The sequence below is a fragment of the Rhodoferax sp. RT5P35 genome (assembly GCF_056521385.1).
In genome coordinates, this window is the sequence record NZ_JBWMAX010000403.1 from 1 (window position 1) to 1,002 (window position 1,002).

Annotated in this window: 1 protein-coding gene; it reads right to left on the reverse strand. The window is 68.0% G+C overall.

All coding sequences use genetic code 11. The features are described 5' to 3' along the window. Positions 1–1,002 (reverse strand): O-linked N-acetylglucosamine transferase, SPINDLY family protein (locus AC097L_RS26650; protein ID WP_479589693.1); only part of this gene is annotated, 1,002 nt, incomplete at both ends.

Genomic DNA, 1,002 nt, shown 5'->3' on the forward strand with positions numbered 1-1,002 from the left:
GCTCACTGCCCGGTGGCGCGCTGGCGGCATCGGTCAGGGAGTAGTCAATGGCGCGCAGGCCGGTGGTGTAGCCGTAGCCCATCCAGCTCAAGGACACCGGGGCCGGTTTGCGGGCAAACACGCCCAGGCGGTTGCCCACGGTGTGGCCCGCCAGATCGACCAGGATGTCGATGCCATCGGCGCGGATGCGCTCGGCCAGGGCCGCGTCTGTCATGCCACGCGTGGGCACCCAGTGGTCGACATAGCCCTGGTAGCGCTGGCTGACCGCATCGCCACGGGCCAGGTCGGCATAGGCGGTGACCTCGACCACCGCGGCATCGTGGTGGGCCAGCAGGGGCTCCATGAAGAAGGTGCAGGAGTGGCTGCGAAAGTCGGGCGACACATAGCCGACCCGCAGACGGCGTGCCGGGTTGCGGTCATTGCGGTGCGGCTGCCAGTGGGCGCGGTGCGGTGCGCCAAAGCGCTGCTCATAGGCCTGGTAGCTGGCAAAAATCTCTTCGGCGCTGTGGCCGGGGTGGTAGTTCAGGGTGAACAGCAGGTTGTCGAACATGCCCTGGTGTCCCGGGCTGAGGGCCAGGGCGGCACGGAAGTGGGCCTCGGACTCCACCAGGCGGCCCATTTTTTGGCAGGTGATGGCCAGGTTGTTCAGGGCCTCGGGGTAGGCGGGTTTGAGCGCCAGGGCGCGCAGCAGGGATGCCTCAGCCTCGGTGGTGCGGTCCAGGTCTTGCAATGAATGGCCCAGGTTGCAGGCGGCTTCGGCATCCTGCGGCATCAGTTCTGCTGCCCGCTGCTTGGCCGCCAGCGCTTCCTCGGCCTGGCCACTGGCTTGCAGCAGGGCCCCCAGGGCCTTCCAGCCAAAGCCGTGCCGGGGGTACTGCTGGGCCATGGCGCGGGCGGCCACCACCCCGGCGGCAAAGTCGCGCGACTCAAAAAACGAAGTCAGCAGCTTCATGTCGTCCAGGCTGGGCTCGGTGCTTTTGCCTTTGAACCGCAGGGCCGGGG